This is a genomic window from Pseudoalteromonas sp. APC 3893, assembly GCF_030408095.1.
GTDB lineage: Bacteria > Pseudomonadota > Gammaproteobacteria > Enterobacterales > Alteromonadaceae > Pseudoalteromonas.
Genome location: NZ_JASDCD010000013.1, coordinates 19,015 through 38,152, shown reverse-complemented (window position 1 = coordinate 38,152; position 19,138 = coordinate 19,015). Strand labels below are relative to the sequence as shown.

Sequence of the window (19,138 nt, the reverse complement as noted above, 5' to 3'; positions counted from 1 at the left end):
TTTAGATACATCCTACTGGTAGTGCAGGAAAACTGGCATTTAAAGAAATTTGGTTCTCCGCTGTGTCCGTCATTCGTTCATCTGACCAAGCGATGCTTAGTTGCATATCATCCGCATATACAGCAGGTAAAGTCAGTTGATAATCACTTGTTTGAGGTCCAAGTGAAGCACGAAATCCAACGTCATTAAAAAGGTCTGGGTTAGTGACTTGGAGTTCACATAATCGCGGCCAAATACGCTCTAACGTGTTTTGTCCTTGCACTAGTGATACTGTATAATTAAAACTATTAGTTGCGTACTGTAATGACTTAAGCTGCGCAGCTGCCAAGCCTAATAAAGCAATGCCAGCTATCACAACCGATAACATCACTTCTAATAATGAAAAACCATTTTGTTTCGTCATCATGCACATGCCGCAGTTTTCTCTGCTAGCCAATTTTGACCGCTTTTTAAAATGCACAAATAGTAATCGACCGTTTTATAATTATCATCTTGAATTAAAATTTCGCTCGCTGCTGATATTTCACCACTAGCCCAGACAGTACGATCAACTAAACCTACCGAGATACCTTGATGTTGAATTACAAATTCTTTTAAAACGGTTTCAACACCATCTACAGGGGCTTTTACTTGCCACTTAGCGCCACTGACCACTAACTTAATATCGCGATCGCGTTTTACCGCCTCACTACGAGCGTATTTATATACGCTATTCAACTGATTAGCCGTAGTCACGACACGATCTTGCATGATTTGTTGACTAAAAGACGGAAACGCTAATAGCGCCATAATCGCAACGATCCCAACCACAATCATCAACTCTACTAAGGTAAACCCTGTTGTTTTAGCCATTATTACTCCCAACAACCATTGGCATCAGCAGCCTGTGTGCCATCATGCTTTATGACTAATGCTCCACAGCGATCTCCCGCTTGAGCTGTGCCCCCCTTTGGTGTTGCTGTTAATGTGAATGCCCGACTTTTAAAATTTGCATTGGCAGCACCACCTGCAGCACGATCAAATGCGACATAGGTAAAAGTATAAAATTCAGTATTCGTCGCAGTATCAAAAGTATTGGGATAGCCACCATTACGCGAATAAATACGTTCTAATACAGCTCCATGCTGTAGCATCACCTGCTGAATATCGGCACGACGACTACGTTGCATATGCTCAGTATAAGAAGGCATAGCAACACTGTATAAAATACCTAAAATTGCCACAACAATTAATAATTCAACTAATGTGAAACCTGTAAGCTTTACATTATTTACTGTCAGATCTTTCAATTTCTACATCCTTAACACTATGCCCAGTGCACAAACAATATACATTGACAACGCTGTCAATGTCAAGATTTTGTAATCTTATAACAATGTAGTTACATCATTCTAAGTATAAACTATTGATTTTTATTTTTTGGGATTTAGATCAAACAAGGTAGAGACGTTATCTAAAAAAGGAACTTTAATGTATTGCGGTTAAATTTAAGCAATCACCCAATCGAGGTGCGAGTGATATAATAAATAAAAAAGCCGTACTTTTCAGCACGGCTTTTTCGCTTAATTTAAAAATTAAGCTTCAGCGATCACGATTACTTTGATAGTAGCCGTTACGTCTGAGTGTACTGCGATTGCAACGTCAAATTCGCCTGTCTCACGGATAGTACCTAGAGGTAAACGAACTTCTGATTTAGCAACTTCAACACCAACAGCTGAGATAGCGTCAGCGATGTCACGAGTACCGATTGAACCGAATAATTTACCTTCGTCACCAGCTTTAGAAACTAGTGTAACTTCCGCTAATGCTTCAAGTTTATCAGCGCGTGCTTGTGCAGCAACAAGCTGTTCAGCGATTTTCGCTTCAAGCTCTGCACGACGTGCGTCAAAAGTTTCAATGTTAGCTTTAGTTGCAGGAACTGCCTTACCTTGCGGGAAAAGGAAGTTACGTGCGAAGCCAGATTTAACAACAACCTGGTCACCTAGGCCACCTAGGTTAGCGATCTTATCTAGTAGAATAACTTGCATGTTTCTACACCTTTTAAAAACTGTTAATCCGCTGCTTACTTATGTAAGTCAGTGTATGGAAGAAGGGCTAAGTAGCGAGCACGCTTAATAGCAGTTGCTAGCTGGCGCTGGTATTTAGCGCTTGTACCTGTGATACGGCTAGGTACGATTTTGCCACTTTCTGTAACATAGTTTCTAAGAGTAGCTAGATCTTTATAATCGATTTGTTGTACGCCTTCCGCTTTAAAGCGGCAGAACTTACGACGTCTGAAATAACGTGCCATGAGATAAATTCCTCAATTAATTCTTTCTATATGCTGAGCATGCAAAACCAATTGGCTAAGGCCGTTACGGCCTTCGTGGCGATTTAAAAAACCACTCACTTGCAATGCCTGCCCAACGTGCAAATGTTGAGTCTGTTGTTGCATTTGCTTACCACTAGCAACCACTTGAAGTCTGACATAACTATTACGGTTAAGGTCTGCTTCAATTTGCATCGATTTATGTTCTACAACAAAAATACAATGCGGGATGCCAGCAGGGCTTTGGCTATATTTGGGCGTTTTACAAACGACTCCAGATAATGTCAGTTGATTCATGTAAGGGTTAAGCTTTTGGCTCATCTTAATAACTCAACTGCACAGCGCCATGCTTGGACTCAAAACAATTAAGCAGCTGGTGCTTCTTTCTTCTCTTCTCTTACAAGAGGAGACGCTTCAGTTACAGCGTTTTTAGTACGCATAACTAAGTTACGAAGCACTGCATCGTTGTAGCGGAAAGTAGTTTCTAGCTCGCTGATTACTTCAGTTGGTGCTTCAACGTTCATAAGAACATAATGAGCTTTATGAAGCTTGTTGATTGGGTAAGCCAATTGACGACGGCCCCAGTCTTCAAGACGGTGGATAGTACCACCAGCTTCAGTGATAGAACCAGTATAACGTTCGATCATACCAGCAACTTGCTCACTCTGATCAGGGTGAACCATGAATACGATTTCGTAATGACGCATGGATATTCCTTACGGTTAATAGAGCCTTCTACCGTTTCAGCCAGTCGGTTTAAGGCAAGGAATTAATATTAATTAGGCCGAAATGAGCGCGCATTTTACGCTTAGTTGGATAATTAAGCAATAAATATTTTAGGTTAGCTACCAGCTACAAAATTTTGCTCATATTAACTTAGTTGCCAAGAGAGCTTGTCTTTTACTGACGGCTGACGGCTGACGGCTGACGGCTGACGGCTATAAAAACAAAAAACCCAAGCACAGGCTTGGGTTTTTAAACAATTAACTACAAAAACAGCTTACTTCTTCTTTTTAACTGCTTTTTTGTTTGGTAAATCAGTGATTGAACCTTCAAAGATTTCAGCAGCAAGACCGATTGATTCGTTCAATGTTGGGTGAGCATGAATGGTAAGCGCTAAGTCTTCGCCATCTGCACCCATTTCAACTGCTAAGCCGATTTCGCCAAGCATTTCACCTGCGTTAATACCAACCATAGCACCACCAATTACGCGGCCACTGTCTTTATCAAAGATAAGCTTAGTTTGACCTTCTGTACGAGCAGATGCAATTGCACGACCTGATGCAGCCCACGGGAATACCGCAGTTTCGATGCTTAGGCCTTGCTCTTTTGCTTCTTTCTCAGTTACACCAACCCAAGCGATTTCTGGATCAGTATACGCGATTGAAGGAATACATTTAGGGTCAAAGAAGTGTTTTTGACCTGAGATAACTTCAGCAGCAACGTGTGCTTCGTGAACCGCTTTATGCGCAAGCATAGGCTGACCAACAATGTCACCAATCGCGAAGATGTGGTTAACGTTTGTTTTAAGCTGCTTATCAACATTAATGAAGCCACGCTCATCAACGTTAACGCCCGCTTTGTCAGCATCAAGTAATTTGCCGTTTGGTGTACGACCAACAGCAACAAGTACTTTGTCGTAACGTACAGGCTCTGCCGGTGCATTTTTACCTTCAAACGTTACATATAAACCGTCGTCTTTTGCTTCAACGCCAGTTACTTTTGTAGAAAGCATTACGTTGAACTTTTTGCTCACGTATTTTTGATAAATCTTGATTACGTCTTTATCTGCTGCTGGTACTAATTGATCAGCAAATTCAACTACGTCGATGTCAGAGCCAAGAGCACGGTACACAGTACCCATTTCAAGACCAATGATACCACCACCTAATACAAGTAGTTTTTCTGGTACATCTTTAAGCTCTAATGCGCCAGTTGAATCAATTACACGGTCATCTTCAGGGATGAAAGATAGGTTAACTGGTTGAGAGCCAGCTGCGATAATAGCATTATCGAACGTGATTGTAGTTTTGCCGTCTGCGCCTTCAACGTCAAGGGTGTTGCTGCCAGTGAATTTACCGTAACCGTAAACTACTTTCACTTTACGCATTTTAGCCATGCCGTCTAGGCCGCCAGTTAGCTGACCAATAACAGACTCTTTCCATGAGCGGATTTTGTCTAAATCGATTTCAGGCTTACCAAAAGTAACACCATGAGATGACATTTCTGCAGCGTCATCAATTACTTTAGCTACGTGTAAAAGTGCTTTTGAAGGGATACAACCCACATTAAGACATACACCGCCTAATGTGTCGCGAGATTCTACTAATGTAACTTCTAAGCCCAAGTCAGCAGCACGGAAAGCCGCAGAATAACCACCAGGACCACCGCCTAGTATAACAACTTGAGTTTTTAATTCGTTGCTCATGCTTTTACCTTAATTGTTTGAACGGGACACTGCCCTAAAGTTTAACTGCCATGTTTCTGCATGGGCAGAAAGTCAGAGCAGATCAAAAATTTATGCAAAGTATACAAAGATTGTATCATTGCAAATGGTAAAAATCCCAGCAAAAAACAACTGGCTGGGATTTGATTCTATTTATTTAGCTACATGCATCAATTATTACATTACTAGTTGACGAATATCACTCATGTAACTTGCAAGGGTTACAGTAAAGCGTGCTGCTAGTGCACCGTCAATCACCCTATGGTCGTATGACATTGAAAGTGGAACCATTAATTTAGGTTCAAATTCTTTACCATTCCATTTTGGTTTCATTTCAGATTTAGATACACCTAAAATAGCAACCTCTGGCGCATTAACGATTGGTGTAAATGCAGTACCACCAATGCCACCAAGGCTTGAAATAGTAAAACAGCCACCTTGCATGTCAGATGCAGTTAACTTGCCTTCACGCGCTTTAACAGATACTTCCATTAATTCACGTGATAGCTCAATGATGCCTTTTTTATCAACATCTTTGAATACTGGTACTACAAGACCATTTGGCGTATCGACAGCAACACCAATATTGATGTACTTTTTAAGGATTAAGCTTTCACCATCTTCAGATAAAGACGAGTTAAATGTAGGGAAGTCAGCCAATGCTTTTGCTGCTGCTTTCATTACAAAAACTAAAGGTGTAATTTTAACACCTAGCTTTTTCTTCTCTGCTAGCGCGTTTTGTTCTTTACGGAACGCCTCAAGGCTAGTGATATCTGCTTCATCAAATTGTGTAACGTGAGGGATTTGTACCCAGTTACGGTGTAAGTTTTTACCAGATAGCTTTTGAATACGAGACAGCTTTTTCTCTTCGATTTCACCAAACTTGGCGAAATCAACTTTTGGCCATGGAATTAAACCAAGCTCACCGCCACCCGCGTTGCCTTTGCCAGCTGATAACTGACCAGACTCAACTTGCTTAACTAAGTTTTTAACATAGTTTTGCACGTCTTCTTTAACAACACGGTTTTTACGACCAGAGCCTTTTACGTTCGCAAGGTTAATACCAAACTCACGGGCTAAACGGCGAACAACTGGCGATGCATGAGCATAAGCACTGTTGTTCTCAAAGCTTTCATTACTGGCTTTTGCTGGTGCTGCTTGCTCTGGTGCAGGTTTTGATTCTGCTTTTGGCGCTGGCGCTGATTTTTCTGCAGGAGCTGAAGCTGGTGCGCTACCGGCAACTTCAAAAACAAAAATAAGTGAACCGGTCGATACTTTATCGCCTGTGGCTACTTTTATTTCTTTCACTGTACCTGCAAACGGTGCAGGCACTTCCATTGCCGCTTTGTCGCCTTCAACGTTTAAGATTGATTGATCTTCTTCAACCTTATCGCCAACCGCAACCATGACTTCAGTTACTTCAACTTCGTCACCGCCAATATCAGGCACGTTGACTTCTTTACTGCTTGACTGGGCACTTGCTGCTGGTGCAGATTCTTGTGCTGGTTCGTCTTGTGCAGGTGCAGTTGACTGACTACCAGCGATTTCAAAAACAAACACTAAAGAACCTGTTTTTACTTTATCGCCAGTCGCAATTTTAATTTCTTTAACAGTACCTGCGAACGGTGCTGGTACTTCCATAGCCGCTTTGTCGCCTTCAACGTTTAAGATAGATTGCTCTTCTTCAACGTTGTCGCCCACTGCAACCATGATTTCTGTTACTTCAACTTCATCATCACCGATATCTGGTACGGTCACTTCTTTAGTCGTTGAGCCTGAAGAGGCAGCAGGAGCTGCGTCTTCGGATTGAGCCGGGGCTTCTGGCGCTTTTTCTTCGCCAGCGCTTTCGCCTTCAAAAATCATAATTAAAGAGCCTGTGGTAACCGTGTCACCTTCGCTTACTTTAATTTCTTTAACTGTACCCGCTTGAGCAGCTGGTACTTCCATTGAGGCTTTATCGCCTTCAACAGTAAGAAGTGATTGGTCAACTTCAACAACGTCGCCAACACTTACTAAGATTTCGGTTACTTCGACTTCATCACCACCGATATCTGGTACATTAATTTCAATACTCATTGCAAAACCTCTTAAGCGTACAGTGGGTTAAGTTTGTTAGTGTCGATGTCGAACTTCTTAAGTGCGTCAACAACCACTGACTTTTCAACTTCACCACGTTTAGCAAGTTCAGATAACGTAGCAACAACAACATAACCTGCGTTAACTTCAAAGTGACGACGTAAGTTTTCACGGCTGTCTGAACGACCGTAACCGTCAGTACCTAACACTTTGTAGTTGCTGCTAGGAATGAAAGAACGCGCTTGCTCAGCGTAGTTTTTCATGTAATCCGTTGCAGCAACTGTCACTGAATCATTTAATACGCTAGTGATGTAAGCAGTTTTTTGCTCACCTTCAGGGTTAAGCATGTTTGAACGCTCAACGTCTTGACCATCACGAGTAAGTTCGTTGAATGACGTTACAGAGAAAACATCTGATGCAATGCCATAGTCATCACTTAAGATAGCTGCCGCTTTACGTACTTCAGTCATGATAGTACCTGAGCTTAATAGTTGTACGTTGGCTTTTTTGCCTTCGTAGCTTTCAAGCTTATAAATACCTTTACGAATACCTTCTTCAGCACCTTCAGGCATTGCTGGTTGCGCGTAATTTTCATTCATTAGCGTTAGGTAGTAGTAAATGTTTTCTTGATCTTCACCGTACATACGACGAATACCATCTTGAATGATCACCGCTACTTCGTACGCATACGTTGGGTCATAAGAGATACAGTTAGGTACAGTGTTTGCAAGAATATGGCTGTGACCATCTTCGTGCTGTAGACCTTCACCATTTAGTGTTGTACGACCCGCCGTTGCACCGAGTAAGAAACCACGTGCTTGTTGGTCACCCGCCATCCATGCCATGTCGCCAACACGTTGGAAACCGAACATTGAATAGTAGATGTAAAATGGGATCATTGGTAAGTCATTCGTGCTGTAAGACGTTGCCGCAGCAACCCACGATGACATTGCGCCTAACTCATTGATACCTTCTTGCAGTACCTGACCTGATGTGGCTTCTTTATAGTAAGAAACAATATCACGGTCTTGTGGCGTGTAGTTTTGGCCATGCGGGTTATAAATACCGATTTGACGGAATAAACCTTCCATACCAAATGTACGCGCTTCATCGGCAATAATTGGCACGATGTTTTTGCCAATACCTTTGTCTTTTAGTAACACGTTAAGTGCACGCACAAAGCCCATTGTTGTTGAAATATCACGCTTTTGCTCTTCAAGTAATGGCTTGAATGCTTCTACTTCTGGTAGCTGCAGTTTTTCAGAGAAATTAGGGATACGAGTAGGTGTATAACCTTCTAAGTCTTTACGACGAGCATGTAAGTACTTGTACTCTTCAGACCCTTCTTCAAGCTCTAAGTAAGGTAAGTCTTTAATTGCTTCATCAGACACAAGATCTTGTAGACCTAAACGCGAACGTAAGTGTTCAACATGTGTCATGTCCATTTTCTTAACTTGGTGAGCAATATTTTTACCTTCAGCCGCTTCACCCATGCCGTAACCTTTTACAGTTTTAGCTAAGATAACCGTTGGACGGTCATTTGTTTGTTCAGCTTTTTTGAATGCAGCGTATAGTTTAGATGGCTCATGACCACCACGCTTAAGCGCAAAAATTTCGTCATCTGTCATATCAGCAACAAGTGCTGCTGTTTCAGGGTAACGACCAAAGAAGTGTTCACGTACGTAAGCACCGTCTTTCGCTTTATATGTTTGGTAATCACCATCGATGGTTTCGTTCATCAATTGTAATAACTTACCCGTTGTATCTTTAGCAAGTAAGATATCCCAACCACTGCCCCATACAACTTTAATTACGTTCCAGCCAGCACCTTTGAATAGACCTTCAAGCTCTTGAATGATTTTACCGTTACCCATTACTGGGCCATCTAGGCGTTGTAAGTTACAGTTGATTAGATAGCAAAGGTTATCTAACTTCTCACGAGCAGCAAAAGAGATAGCACCACGTGATTCTGGCTCATCCATTTCACCATCACCTAAAAACGCGTATACACGTTGGTTTTTAGTATTTTTTAAGCCTCGACCATCTAAGTATTTTAAGAAACGCGCTTGATAAATAGACGCGATAGGACCAAGGCCCATAGATACTGTAGGGAACTGCCAAAACTCAGGCATTAACTTAGGGTGAGGGTATGATGGCAAACCGTTACCGTCTACTTCTTGGCGGAAATTATCTAACTGGGCAGCAGATAAACGACCTTCAACAAATGCACGTGCGTAGATACCTGGAGAAATATGACCTTGGTAATAAACTAAGTCACCACCGTCTACGTCATTCGGTGCTTTAAAGAAATGGTTAAAACACACTTCATAAAAAGCAGCAGAAGACTGATAAGACGCCATATGGCCGCCTAAGTCGAGATCTTTTTTCGATGCACGCAATACAATCATGATCGCGTTCCAACGAATAATAGAACGAATACGGCGCTCAAGGTTTACATCCCCTGGGTAAGCAGGCTCTTGTTCTACCGGAATCGTATTAACGTAGTTTGTGTTGATGCCTGTAGGCATATCAACACCGTCTAAACGGGCTTGCTCTAATACTTGCTCAAGTAAAAACTGAGCACGTTCAACACCTTCTTCACGCACAACTGATTCAAGAGCTTGTAACCACTCTTGTGTTTCTAGCGCGTCTACGTCAATTTTATTGACTTCAGACATACGGAGGTTTCCTTATGTTTAAAATACGAATGTTTTTAATTAATACTGTGTATTGTGTGTTTCAATACCGTACTTGGTTAAATTATTATCTTGTTTCTAATTCTGTTTAGTGCGTCTTAAACTACGTTCAATACGCGAGTGCTCTTTGCCTGCTTCAAGTAGCGCTTCTTCAATGAAAGCTAAGTGAGCATTACTAGCAAGACGAGCTTGTTCAGGATTCCCTTCTATAACTGCATCCATTAATAAACGGCGATGCTCTGCTAACTGCTTACTAATATGCGGTTTTTCTAGCAATACCGTTAAATTCTGTAATACATTTTGTTCAAGTAGTGCTTGCATCCCGCGCACTAAATGAAGCAACACCACATTATGTGAAGACTCTGCAACACTAAAATGAAATGCATTAATTGCTTTGGCTTTTTGTTGTAAATCATCGTTCGCTAAAGCGATACACTCAAAGCTTTGCTTAACTTTCTCAAAGTCAGTACTGGTGCCACGAAGTGCTGCATAGTATGCGGCAATACCTTCGAGTGCATGACGAAACTCTAATAAATCAAACTGTGATTCTGGGTGCTTACTGATCAAATCAAACAATGGATCAGTGAGCCCTTCTTCTAGCTGATTTTTTACAAAGGTACCGCCACCCTGGCGGCGCGTGACCAGCCCTTTAGCCTCTAGCTTTTGAATCGCTTCTCTCAATGAAGGGCGAGATACTTCAAACTGCTTTGCTAATTCGCGTTCTGGCGGCAGTTTCTCACCCGGTGCTAATGACCCCTCAAGAATCATATTCTCAAGTTGCTGTAAAATAACATCCGACAATTTTGCTGCTTTAATCTTTAAAGACATTAATCAACGTCCGCGTTGTAATAGGCTCTGGCTTCATAAATACCAGTTTGTGCCTGTAGCCGAAACCAAAAGGTAAATTGGTCATACCAAATTTTGGTCATACGTTATCAAAAAGCAAGTTTACTGTCAATTTCATGAGCAGCCCGCATACAAAACTAGCCTAACGCATTTAGCTCAAAGATTAAACAGCAGGTGATAACGAGTGGCTTTGGGAAGGTTTTTCATTAAGTCTTTAAATGGTCTGACCAGACAGTTAAGCTCTGAGAAGCCGATGATTTACTATCAATAAATGACTTATAGACTTTTATATACAAAGAAGTGAATGAAAAAAGCCACGGGCTAAGGGTAGCGAGCTTCGGGCTATAAAAATGTATTTAACACTATATACCATCGTAGGAGAGCGCTTTAGCGCCGATTGGTTTTAACACATAACCAAATACAATCACGGCTAAAGCATGTTCCCACAAAGTAAAGTACACCTTTAACCTCATAAGCGAAGCGCCTCTTTACCTCTTTGTGAATAAATCACTTAAAACCATTTTGCACAGAGAAGTGAATGAGAATAAAATGAGAAAAACCACGGGCTGCGGGTTACGAACTATGTATACACCTAGCGCCTAGTTACTTCCCTAGCACCGAAAGTCTTTAATCTTTCCTCTGTGCTCTTCTTGATCTCTGTGGTGAATTAATCACTTAAACAATTTTTATCACCGAGGGCACCGAGACGCTTCGCGCTACACCGAGAAGAAATAACCATGGGCTGTGAGCTATGAATACACCTAGCTCCTAGTCACTTTCCTAGAACCTAGAACCTTTCACTACCCCTTACGCCAAACCACCAAATAAGGTAAGCAGTGCAATCAGTACCAAATAAAACAAAACGTTACGCTTTACCAGCTTCATCATACAGGTTGCTTCAACCGCACAACCAAAGTGCTGCTGCTCAATTTGCTCCGCTGCTAATGCGGTATTTGTCACTACTTTTCGATTACTCACTGAAAAGTCAAATGCGTAGCGCAGTAAGCAACTGGTGCCTTTATTAAAATTACCAATAACTAAAAAGCCAAAGCTGGTAATTCGTGCTGGTAGCCAATCAAGCCAAAATAATAACTTGTGAATCAATTTGAAGCGTGCCACATATGCGACTTTTTTGTCTTCGCGCACTAAATCAGCATAGGTTCGTACTAACGCATAAAGTACAGCACCTGGCGCACCTAATATGACAAACCAAAAAATCACCGCACAATAAAAACGAAAATTTATCCACGCCAATGTTTGACCAAACGTTTCACCATCAGGTTCATCTTCAGTTTTATTTTGGCCCATTTGTAAGGCATATAGGCTAGCCGCCTCACGGTCTTCTCTGGTGAGTGCATTTAAGTAAGACTTATATAAAGCACGATGTTTAGCACAACCAAAGCAAACCAATAGCACCACAATATTGACAGCAAGTTGCCAAAGCACAAAATCAGAAAACGTATAAATCAAAGCGATTGCTATAACTGGCAGAATTAACCAAATTAAAAATCCATGGTTAGAATTAAACAAGCCTTTTTCGCTTAGCTGCCTATTAGAGCGTGTTAAATAGCTCTGTGCATAATGGCTTATCTGCCAATAATCTGAGCGTGCACCTAAACGTTCCAAAATCAATGCGATAATAATAGAAATTAAAATCATAGCGGTCTCTTTGCTAAAGCAGGTTAAAAAAGGGCAGCTAAATAATGTTGCCAATCAAAGCTTTCACCAGGATCTGTTTTTCGCCCTGGCGCAATATCACAGTGCCCAACAATACGTTTTTTAGTTATTGCGGGGTATTTATTCATCAATAACTTAGTTAATGATTGTAATGCATTATATTGCATTTGGGTATATCCACTCACATCTGTTCCTTCAAGCTCAATACCAATACTAAAATCATTGCATTGTTCACGTCCTAAAAAATCAGATTTCCCTGCATGCCAAGCTCGCTTTGTAAACGGCACATACTGTATAACCTCGCCCGTACGCTTAATAAAACAATGAGCTGACACTCTAAGCCCTTGCAGATCGCTAAAAGAAGGATGAGCTAGGCAATCAATATTCCCCATGAATAAATCATCTACATAAGGTGTTGCAAACTGCCCTGCTGGCAATGAAATATTATGAATAACTAATAAAGAAATGTCTTCTGCGCATGGTCGCTCATCGAAATGAGTACATGCTCGCTGAATGACTCCTTGTACCTTTCCCGCATTATCAATATACATAGTAGCTTACCGCCATGACAATTTGTTGATTATGCTAAAGGATTTATAAAGTTAATGATAGCCGAAAGCAGCGCTGAGAGTTGGCTAAAAACAAAAAACCCAGCATAAGCTGGGTTTTTGATATTCTGAAGAGAACTAAAATTACTTGATTTTAGCTTCTTTGAAAATCACGTGTTTACGAGCCTTAGGATCGAACTTTTTGATTTCCATTTTTTCAGGCATGTTACGCTTGTTTTTGTCGGTAGTGTAGAAAAAACCAGTACCAGCAGTTGAAACTAAACGGATTTTATCGCGCATGATTCAGTTCCTTAAACTTTTTCGCCGCGAGCACGGATTTCTGTAAGAACCGCGTCGATGCCTTTTTTATCGATAATACGCATACCTTTAGTAGTAGTGCGTAATGTTACAAAACGTTTTTCACTTTCAACCCAAAAACGGTGTGTTTGTAGGTTAGGTAGGAAACGACGTCTAGTCGCGTTTCTCGCGTGTGAACGGTGATTACCAACCGCAGGACGCTTACCTGTAACTTGACATACTTTAGACATGTCTATATATCTCCAATAACTTCGCTCGAGCTTAATTTAACCTAAGGCCATGTATTTCTGCCCTAGAGAATAAATCGAAGGGCGCTCTTTATACAGCTTTTACAGGCAAAGATCAAACAATGATCTATCCAATCAGCTCATATGTAAATTTGATAGCGGCTAATTATAAAGATCGAAAGCCCTTAGGGAAAGTAAAAACTGCATTTAAATTAAACTAATTTGTCAAAAACACTTAAACAGCCTATTTTTAACACACTTAACTAGTAAGCAAAGCTAAATAAGGCCCCTCTCTGCGAACGAAATACAATTATCTGCACCCACAATGATGTGATCTAAGATATTTATGTCAACTAATTGTAATGCTTGCTGCAATTTATTAGTGATAAGTTTGTCTGCTTGACTGGGCTCAGCAATGCCTGATGGGTGGTTATGGGCTAATATAAGTGCCCCGGCATTATTTTTAAGCGCTGCTTTTACAACCTCACGCGGATAAACCGATGCTGAGTTAATAGTGCCATAAAAAAGCGTCTCCTCTTTAATAAGTCTATTTTGGCTATCAAGATATAGCACCATAAAAACTTCTTGCTGTAAGCCTCTAAGTTCAAGAGTTAAATAGTCGTAGACTGATTGCGGTGAATTAAATACCGCTTTTCGCTGGCATTGCTCTATCATATAACGCCTACTGAGCTCTAGTACGGCTTGCAATTGTACGTACTTTGCTGTGCCTAAGCCTTTTTGGGCGCAAAAATCTTCCAATGATGTATTAAATAAATTGTGCAGTGTTTCATTTTGAGTCATTAAATGTTGTGCAAGCTCAACGGCATTCATACCAGGCAAGCCTGTTCGTAAGAATATAGCTAACAACTCAGCATCGCTTAGCGACTTTGCCCCCTTATTTAATAATTTTTCACGCGGGCGTTGCTCCACAGGTAATGAATTCAGCTGCATTATTTTGTCCCTAAAACAAACCATTCATTTAACTGTAATCTAAAAATAAAATTTCGCCTGTAAAACCGTAAATAAAATTCAAATTAAAAGCTTCGTGCCAAAGCCAAAGATTTGCTATCGTTAGTGCATATCGACAAAGGTTTTATCAGCACATGGCAGAGTTAATGACAAAGTTAAAAAATAAAAAAATTGTACTTGGGATCACCGGTGGTATTGCGGCTTATAAATGCGCAGAGCTAGTAAGGCGATTAAAAGAGCAAAGCTGCGAGATAAAAGTGGTTATGACCGAGTCAGCAAAACATTTTATAACACCTTTAACTATGCAAGCCGTTAGCGGTGAAATGGTATCAGACTCGTTGCTAGACCCTTCTGCAGAAGCTGCAATGGGCCATATTGAGTTTGCCAAATGGGCTGATTTAATTTTGGTTGCCCCTGCCACCAGTAATATCATTGCAAAAATGGCTGCAGGCATCGCTGATGACCTACTAACAACCTTATTATTAGCAACACCAGCAAAAGTAGCCATCGCGCCTGCCATGAACCAGCAAATGTATGCTCACCCAGCCACCCAAGCTAACTTATCAACGCTAGCTCAGCGCGGTGTAGACATTTGGGGCCCAGGTAAAGGCGAGCAAGCGTGTGGTGATATTGGCGCAGGAAGAATGCTCGAACCAAGCGAGTTAGTTACTCTTTGCACTAAGCCAACTCAGCCACAGTTGCTCGCTGGTAAAACAGTTACAATTACCGCAGGCCCCACTCGTGAGCCTCTTGATCCTGTTCGTTTTATATCTAATCATAGTTCAGGAAAAATGGGCTACGCACTTGCACAAGCAGCACTTGACTTAGGTGCAACGGTAAACCTTATATCAGGCCCTGTTACTATCACTCCGCCGAGCGCAGCAAAACTTACAAATATTGAAAGCGCAGAACAATTACTTCAAGAGTCTCTTTCTCTGGCAAGACAATCTGATGTATTTATTGGCTGCGCCGCAGTGGCCGATTATCGTGCTGCAAATATTGCTGAACAAAAAATGAAAAAACAAGGTGACGAGCTCACTCTTACATTAGTAAAAAATCCAGATGTAATTGCTGCGGTAGCAAACCTAACTCAAGGGCGACCATATACCGTAGGCTTTGCTGCAGAAACACAAGATGTTGCTAGCTACGCCAAAGGTAAACTGACCAATAAAAACCTCGATATGATTTGTGCAAATGACGTATCACAATCAGGCTTAGGCTTTAACTCAGATCATAATGCTTTAACACTGTACTGGCATACTGAGCAAAAAGAATTAGCAATAGATACAAAAAGTGCGCTCGCACTAAGTGTGATGACTGAGCTTGCTAAACGATTGTAAAAAGGCTGGAAAGAAGCTGAATAAAACATTAACATACCACCACTCATTAGCTCAAAAAATGAGTGGCCAACACTGGCAAAGCTCAATAAATAATTAAAAGAAAGGAATGTTCATGCCTGCGACAAAAAGAAGTAATCGCAAAGAGCAAATACTACAAGCACTCGCACAGATGCTAGAAACCAGCCTAGGACAACGTATAACTACGGCAAAACTCGCTGCCGAAGTAGGTGTGTCTGAAGCTGCGCTTTATCGTCATTTCCCGAGTAAAGCACGGATGTTTGAAGGCTTGATTGAGTTTATTGAAGATACGCTATTGTCACGCATTAACCTTATCCTTGAAAACGAAAAAGAAACCCAAAGCCGCATCTACAATATTTTATTACTGCTGTTGGCGTTCGCTGAAAAAAACCCAGGTATCACCCGAATTCTAACCGGCGATGCACTACAAGGTGAGCAAGAGCGATTACGAGAACGTGTACAAAGTTTATTTGAAAAACTAGAAACTCAAATAAAACAAGTGTTACGTGAACGAAAACTACGCGAAGGAAAAACTTTCCAAAGTGATGAACTTACAATAGCAAACTTTTTACTAGCCTATATTGAAGGTAAAATGAATCAATTTGTTCGTAGTGACTTTAAGGTTAAACCAAGCGCTCAATTTGAAAAGCAGTGGCTAGAACTACAAAAGATTTGGTTATAAGTTTGCTAGTTTGCTAGTTTGCTAGTTTGCTAGTTTGCTAGTTTGCTAGTTTGCTAGTTTGCTAAAACATTAACCTTGTGAGTTATGCTTACAAGGTTTTTTTGTATTTGCTATCTTAACTCTCATTTTCGTGCGCTTATCGCTTCTACTCGAATTGTTTAACAAACTCGTTATGATAAGGGTAATGAAACAAAACGAGAATTAATAATGAAAGCGCAACTCTCTCTACTCAGCATTGCCCTTGTAGCAAGCTTAAGTAGTGCAACAGCAAATGCTAAAGATGCACTACAATTTAAAGATGTATTTGATTTTAAAGCAGCCAAAGGGACTCAGCTATCTGAAGATGGTAATATTCTTACCTTTAGCGCGGCACCTTACCGTGGTGATGCAACTGGCCAAGTTTATAACCTAACTAATAACAAATTGATTGCAGAAGTACCTCGCGGAACAAAACCAACAATAAACAAAGCCGCTAACTGGGTTGTATTTACTCAAACCCCTACCTTGCTCGAAAAAGAAACCACTAAAAAGAAAGACACACTTAAAAATAACCTCGTGTTAGTTAATACCCTCAGTGGTGGGCAACAACAGTTTGATGATGTAAAAGACTATAAGCTTTCAGATGATGGTAATTGGCTCGCTTACCGCGTAAATAAAAAAGCCGATAAAGAAGATGATTCGAGTGGCACTGATAGCAACAAAACAAGTGAAATCAAACCAGATAAAAAAGACACGTCTTATGATTTAATCGTTGTTAACTTAAACAATAAAACTAGCTATACTATCTCACAGGTGTTCAGTTACGCAATAAGCAGTAATGCAAGCCAATTGCTTGCAAGCCAAGTAGACAGTGATGGCACAGATAACCAAGTTACTTTGCTAGAGCTTAACAATGGCTTTACCAGCAGCGTGCTGATTGATGAGCCAGGTGTTGTAGTTAATAAAATAGCGTGGCACCCAACACAAAATATTGTGGCCTTTACTCTAGGCAATTATGTTAATGATGATATGCGCCGCCGTGACTACCAATTAAAGCTTTATAAAAACGAGCAACTAACTGATATAAAATCGGCTAATACAGCATGGCAAATAGGTAAAACGGCTAAGCTAGAATGGTCAGAAGACGGTGAACGCCTATACTTTGAAAACAGACCAAAGCTTGCAGCTAAAATAAAAGCAAAAGAATATACCGATGAAGCATCATTGTATGATTACGATACTATTCGCGACCAAAAAGGCTTAAATGTTTGGCACAATAACGATGCTGAAATTAAACCTCGTGAAGAGCAACAATGGAATAAAGCCAATAAAAACCGCCACTATCAAAGTGTTTACTTCCTAAGCAACAACACGTCAGTACAATTAAGTACACCTGAGATGCCTGAAGTTGCACTCAATACAAAACGCGATGCACTGCTTGGCTACTCTAACCAAGCGTATTTAGAACGCATTATGTATGGTGGCTTTTTTGCTGATTACTACGCAGTAGATGTAAAAACCGGCGCACAGAAAGCGATTATTAAAGACTATCCGTTTAGACCAAGCTTATCGCCAAATGGTCAGTTTGCTGCTTATTTTAATGACAGCCATGTACAGCTTAAAGATTTAGCTAACAATAAAGTAAGTACGTTAACTAAAGCGATTCAAGCAACTTTTGCTGATGACAAGCACGACTACCCATCAGCACAACCAGGCTATGGCTTTGCAGGCTGGCTTAACGATAGCAGCCAAGTATTGGTTTATAGTAAATACGATGTTTGGGCGTTTGACGTAAATACGCAGCAGGCAACACGTTTAACAAATGGTAAAGAAAGCAACACGCAATATCGTGTTATCAAGCTTGATAAAGACCTTGTAGGCTTTACTAAAGGCCAAACTTTGCTATTAAGCGCAACAAATTTACAAGATAAGCAAACTGAAATTGCCAAGTTAAACCTAACAGATAACTCTATTGCTAAAGTTTTAACTGGCAACAAACGCTTTGATGTTATTAAAAAAGCGAAACACGCCAATAAGTATTTATTTACTGAGCAAACCTATCAGCAGTTCCCTGATATTTACCAAACTGATTTTAGCTTTAATAAGCCACAAAAGGTCACTAATTTAAACCCGCAAGTTGATAACTTTGCATGGGGCCAAGCGCCTGAGCTTATCAGCTATAAAGGGTTTGATGGAGAAGACCTACAAGGCGTACTCATTAAACCTGCGGGCTACAAAAAAGGCGATAAAGTGCCAGTGGTGGTGTATTTTTACCGTTATATGAGTCAACGCATGTATGACTTTCCTAAAATGGAGCTAAATCATCGCCCTAACTTCCCGATGTTCACATCAAACGGTTACGCAATCTTTTTACCTGATATTCGCTTTGAAATAGGTCATCCAGGTAAGTCATCGACAAAGACCATGATCAATGCAACCCAAAAGCTGATTGATTTAGGGATTGCCGACCCAGATAAAATTGGCTTACAAGGCCATTCATGGGCGGGATATCAAAGTGCTTTTATGATCACCGAAACTGACATGTTTAAAGCCGTAGTATCGGGTGCCCCAGTATCTAACATGACCAGTGCCTACAGTGGTATTCGCTTAAAGTCAGGGCTTGCGCGCCAGTTTCAATATGAAACAGGGCAAAGCCGTATCGGTAAAAACTTGTTTGAAGCGCCTGAGCTTTATATTGAAAACTCACCGGTGTTTTTTGCCGACAAAGTAAATACCCCTATCTTAATCATGTTTGGTGATAAAGATGACGCTGTGCCATGGCATGAAGGTGTGCAATATTACTTAGCACTGCGCCGTGCTGGTAAAGATGCCACCTTCTTACAATACGAAGGCGAACCACATCATTTAAAGAAATTCCCGAACCAAGTGGATTTCTCGATTCGTATGATGCAGTACTTTGATCACTATTTAAAAGGCAAACCGGCCGCTAAATGGATGACTGAAGGTGAAGCATTTATTGAGGAATAAGCTGAAGAATAAGCAGCTAT

The 19,138-nt window shown here is 40.8% G+C and carries 19 protein-coding genes; 3 read left to right on the top strand and 16 right to left on the bottom strand.

What is annotated here, in order from left to right:
* Position 1: 1 nt before the first annotated feature.
* The 16 genes from QMA12_RS14530 to radC form a co-directional block, all read right to left on the bottom strand.
* On the bottom strand, positions 2–403 hold the full coding sequence (locus tag QMA12_RS14530; RefSeq protein ID WP_290210492.1) for a prepilin-type N-terminal cleavage/methylation domain-containing protein: 402 nt from the start codon (positions 401–403) through the stop codon (positions 2–4).
* Positions 403–852: a GspH/FimT family pseudopilin gene (locus QMA12_RS14525; protein WP_290210437.1), complete on the bottom strand. Its 450-nt coding sequence runs from the start codon at positions 850–852 to the stop codon at positions 403–405. Before QMA12_RS14525 ends, QMA12_RS14530 begins: the two co-directional genes overlap by 1 nt.
* Positions 853–854: 2 nt before the next feature.
* Positions 855–1,289: a type IV pilin protein gene (locus QMA12_RS14520; protein WP_290210436.1), complete on the bottom strand. Its 435-nt coding sequence runs from the start codon at positions 1,287–1,289 to the stop codon at positions 855–857.
* Between the two features lie 285 nt (positions 1,290–1,574).
* Positions 1,575–2,027 (bottom strand): 50S ribosomal protein L9, encoded by a 453-nt coding sequence (gene rplI, locus QMA12_RS14515; RefSeq protein ID WP_087531154.1) that lies wholly within the window; start codon positions 2,025–2,027, stop codon positions 1,575–1,577.
* Positions 2,028–2,062: 35 nt separating this feature from the next.
* A complete protein-coding gene (gene rpsR, locus QMA12_RS14510; protein ID WP_002962753.1) occupies positions 2,063–2,290 on the bottom strand; it encodes a 30S ribosomal protein S18 in 228 nt (75 codons plus the stop codon).
* Positions 2,291–2,302: 12 nt separating this feature from the next.
* On the bottom strand, positions 2,303–2,605 hold the full coding sequence (priB, locus tag QMA12_RS14505) for a primosomal replication protein N (protein WP_087531192.1): 303 nt from the start codon (positions 2,603–2,605) through the stop codon (positions 2,303–2,305).
* A 68-nt stretch (positions 2,606–2,673) separates the two neighbouring features.
* Complete coding sequence (gene rpsF / locus QMA12_RS14500) at positions 2,674–3,015, bottom strand: 30S ribosomal protein S6 (protein ID WP_036980061.1); 342 nt, start codon at positions 3,013–3,015, stop codon at positions 2,674–2,676.
* Positions 3,016–3,308: 293 nt separating this feature from the next.
* The gene (gene lpdA / locus QMA12_RS14495) at positions 3,309–4,736 is read right to left on the bottom strand and encodes a dihydrolipoyl dehydrogenase (RefSeq protein WP_290210435.1); all 1,428 of its coding nucleotides are present in this window, start codon (positions 4,734–4,736) and stop codon (positions 3,309–3,311) included.
* 195 nt (positions 4,737–4,931) lie between these two features.
* Positions 4,932–6,830, bottom strand: coding sequence for a pyruvate dehydrogenase complex dihydrolipoyllysine-residue acetyltransferase (gene aceF, locus QMA12_RS14490; protein WP_290210434.1), 1,899 nt, complete (start codon positions 6,828–6,830; stop codon positions 4,932–4,934).
* Between the two features lie 11 nt (positions 6,831–6,841).
* The gene (aceE, locus tag QMA12_RS14485) at positions 6,842–9,508 is read right to left on the bottom strand and encodes a pyruvate dehydrogenase (acetyl-transferring), homodimeric type (protein ID WP_290210433.1); all 2,667 of its coding nucleotides are present in this window, start codon (positions 9,506–9,508) and stop codon (positions 6,842–6,844) included.
* Between the two features lie 96 nt (positions 9,509–9,604).
* Positions 9,605–10,354 (bottom strand): pyruvate dehydrogenase complex transcriptional repressor PdhR, encoded by a 750-nt coding sequence (pdhR, locus tag QMA12_RS14480; protein WP_087531158.1) that lies wholly within the window; start codon positions 10,352–10,354, stop codon positions 9,605–9,607.
* 825 nt (positions 10,355–11,179) lie between these two features.
* Positions 11,180–12,031 (bottom strand): beta-lactamase regulator AmpE, encoded by an 852-nt coding sequence (gene ampE, locus QMA12_RS14475; RefSeq protein WP_290210432.1) that lies wholly within the window; start codon positions 12,029–12,031, stop codon positions 11,180–11,182.
* Between the two features lie 23 nt (positions 12,032–12,054).
* Positions 12,055–12,600: a 1,6-anhydro-N-acetylmuramyl-L-alanine amidase AmpD gene (gene ampD, locus QMA12_RS14470; RefSeq protein ID WP_290210431.1), complete on the bottom strand. Its 546-nt coding sequence runs from the start codon at positions 12,598–12,600 to the stop codon at positions 12,055–12,057.
* 141 nt (positions 12,601–12,741) lie between these two features.
* Positions 12,742–12,897 carry a 50S ribosomal protein L33 gene (gene rpmG / locus QMA12_RS14465; RefSeq protein ID WP_004587947.1) on the bottom strand — a complete coding sequence of 52 codons (156 nt, stop codon included), beginning with the start codon at positions 12,895–12,897 and terminating at the stop codon, positions 12,742–12,744.
* Positions 12,898–12,908: 11 nt separating this feature from the next.
* The gene (gene rpmB, locus QMA12_RS14460; RefSeq protein WP_006793236.1) at positions 12,909–13,145 is read right to left on the bottom strand and encodes a 50S ribosomal protein L28; all 237 of its coding nucleotides are present in this window, start codon (positions 13,143–13,145) and stop codon (positions 12,909–12,911) included.
* A 273-nt stretch (positions 13,146–13,418) separates the two neighbouring features.
* The gene (radC, locus tag QMA12_RS14455) at positions 13,419–14,093 is read right to left on the bottom strand and encodes a DNA repair protein RadC (protein WP_290210430.1); all 675 of its coding nucleotides are present in this window, start codon (positions 14,091–14,093) and stop codon (positions 13,419–13,421) included.
* 164 nt (positions 14,094–14,257) lie between these two features.
* Here radC and coaBC point away from each other — a divergent pair, with 164 nt between their 5' ends.
* The 3 genes from coaBC (at position 14,258) to QMA12_RS14440 (ending at position 19,118) form a co-directional block, all read left to right on the top strand.
* A complete protein-coding gene (gene coaBC, locus QMA12_RS14450; RefSeq protein WP_290210429.1) occupies positions 14,258–15,451 on the top strand; it encodes a bifunctional phosphopantothenoylcysteine decarboxylase/phosphopantothenate--cysteine ligase CoaBC in 1,194 nt (397 codons plus the stop codon).
* 112 nt (positions 15,452–15,563) lie between these two features.
* Positions 15,564–16,151 (top strand): nucleoid occlusion factor SlmA, encoded by a 588-nt coding sequence (slmA, locus tag QMA12_RS14445; RefSeq protein WP_087531162.1) that lies wholly within the window; start codon positions 15,564–15,566, stop codon positions 16,149–16,151.
* Between the two features lie 207 nt (positions 16,152–16,358).
* Entirely contained in the window at positions 16,359–19,118 is a 2,760-nt protein-coding gene (locus QMA12_RS14440) for a prolyl oligopeptidase family serine peptidase (protein WP_290210428.1), read from the top strand.
* Positions 19,119–19,138: the final 20 nt, after the last annotated feature.

Coding starts and splice junctions, on each gene's coding strand:
- lpdA (WP_290210435.1), bottom strand. CDS start 4,736: ATGAGCAACGAATTAAAAACTCAAGTTGTTATACTAGGCGGTGGTCCT.
- QMA12_RS14530 (WP_290210492.1), bottom strand. CDS start 403: ATGACGAAACAAAATGGTTTTTCATTATTAGAAGTGATGTTATCGGTT.
- slmA (WP_087531162.1), top strand. CDS start 15,564: ATGCCTGCGACAAAAAGAAGTAATCGCAAAGAGCAAATACTACAAGCA.
- priB (WP_087531192.1), bottom strand. CDS start 2,605: ATGAATCAACTGACATTATCTGGAGTCGTTTGTAAAACGCCCAAATAT.
- radC (WP_290210430.1), bottom strand. CDS start 14,093: ATGCAGCTGAATTCATTACCTGTGGAGCAACGCCCGCGTGAAAAATTA.
- rpsR (WP_002962753.1), bottom strand. CDS start 2,290: ATGGCACGTTATTTCAGACGTCGTAAGTTCTGCCGCTTTAAAGCGGAA.
- ampE (WP_290210432.1), bottom strand. CDS start 12,031: ATGATTTTAATTTCTATTATTATCGCATTGATTTTGGAACGTTTAGGT.
- rpmG (WP_004587947.1), bottom strand. CDS start 12,897: ATGCGCGATAAAATCCGTTTAGTTTCAACTGCTGGTACTGGTTTTTTC.
- pdhR (WP_087531158.1), bottom strand. CDS start 10,354: ATGTCTTTAAAGATTAAAGCAGCAAAATTGTCGGATGTTATTTTACAG.
- QMA12_RS14525 (WP_290210437.1), bottom strand. CDS start 852: ATGGCTAAAACAACAGGGTTTACCTTAGTAGAGTTGATGATTGTGGTT.
- rpmB (WP_006793236.1), bottom strand. CDS start 13,145: ATGTCTAAAGTATGTCAAGTTACAGGTAAGCGTCCTGCGGTTGGTAAT.
- aceF (WP_290210434.1), bottom strand. CDS start 6,830: ATGAGTATTGAAATTAATGTACCAGATATCGGTGGTGATGAAGTCGAA.
- rpsF (WP_036980061.1), bottom strand. CDS start 3,015: ATGCGTCATTACGAAATCGTATTCATGGTTCACCCTGATCAGAGTGAG.
- aceE (WP_290210433.1), bottom strand. CDS start 9,508: ATGTCTGAAGTCAATAAAATTGACGTAGACGCGCTAGAAACACAAGAG.
- QMA12_RS14440 (WP_290210428.1), top strand. CDS start 16,359: ATGAAAGCGCAACTCTCTCTACTCAGCATTGCCCTTGTAGCAAGCTTA.
- ampD (WP_290210431.1), bottom strand. CDS start 12,600: ATGTATATTGATAATGCGGGAAAGGTACAAGGAGTCATTCAGCGAGCA.
- coaBC (WP_290210429.1), top strand. CDS start 14,258: ATGACAAAGTTAAAAAATAAAAAAATTGTACTTGGGATCACCGGTGGT.
- rplI (WP_087531154.1), bottom strand. CDS start 2,027: ATGCAAGTTATTCTACTAGATAAGATCGCTAACCTAGGTGGCCTAGGT.